1 protein-coding gene is annotated in these 1,100 nt (G+C 63.4%); it reads right to left on the bottom strand.

Features of this window, described 5'->3' with window-relative positions; all coding sequences use genetic code 11:
- On the bottom strand, window positions 1-1,100 hold a 1,100-nt coding region (locus AB4037_RS34565; RefSeq protein WP_441774672.1), incomplete at both ends, for a hypothetical protein.

Below are 1,100 nucleotides of genomic sequence, written 5' to 3'. Positions count from 1 at the left end.
CGCCACAAAATGCGCTTGCCCGCGTCATAGGCCGTCGTCGTGGTGTAGGTCGTCCCCTCCGTCGTCAGCAGGGTCTTGACCACCTCATTGCCCAGCGCATCGTAATTGGCCGTCAGCCAGGCATGCTTGTTGGCCGCCGTGGTCTGCTTGCCGACATTGAAGGCGCCCGAGCGCGCCTCGTCATAGAGGAAGCCGATATTGTCGCGCTGCGGATCGCCATTGGGCAGGTCCGATCGCATCACCTGCCCGGTCACCCGGTTCAGCCGGTCATAGTTGTAGCCCGTCTTCTGGCCCTTGGCGTCCGTCAGCGTCAGGAGGTTGCCGCCATCGTCATAGACATAGGTCCATGTCCCCAGGTCCGGATCCTTCACCGAGGTGCGCCGGCCCAGCGTGTCGAACACATTGGTCCAGCTGTTGCCCGCCGGATCCGACAGGCTCGTCAGCCGGCCCAGCCCGTCATAGCCCAGCGTGCGGTGGAGCGCCCGGCCCTGCTTGTAGGCCGTCTGGCGCACCGTCCGCCCATAGGCGTCGCTCACCGCAACCGTCTTGCGGTTCAGCTCGTCCGTCGTCGTCGTCTGCAGGAAGGCGCCCGTAACGCTCGCAGGATCGGCAACCTCATAGGCCAGCGTCTTGAAGCTGTTGTCCGGGTTCGTCACCTTGATCGGACGGTCCCGGCTGTCGAAGCTGGTGATGGTGAACCGAGGCTGCTCGCTCGACTGGTAGAAGTAGGGCAGTGAGGTCGCGAACTTGTTGCCACGGGCGTCATAACCCGTATGCGTCACGCTGGCATGGGCCGGATCGGCCGTACGCGCGCCAGTCATCACCTCACGGCCATAGCCGTCGAACATGAGCAGAGACCAGATGTCACCCTGTTCCGCCGCTCCCGGGGTGTGGATCTCCACATGCTGGGCCTGAGCATTGCCAATATTGCGATAGATAAAGGTCTTGAACGCCCCCAAAGGCTGGGTCACCGAGGTGATCCGGCACAACCCGTCATAGCCATAGCTCGTGGTCTGGCCGTTCAGGTCGATCATCCCCGTCAGCGTCTGGCACACCGGATCGGTGATCGGTTGCGTCTTCTGCCGCGTGTCCCCGTTCTG

Origin of the sequence: Labrys sp. KB_33_2, assembly GCF_052114505.1 — a bacterium.
Taxonomy (GTDB): domain Bacteria; phylum Pseudomonadota; class Alphaproteobacteria; order Rhizobiales; family Labraceae; genus Labrys.
The sequence above is the reverse complement of the archived record's forward strand: the minus strand, read 5'-3'. Positions and strand labels throughout refer to the sequence as shown.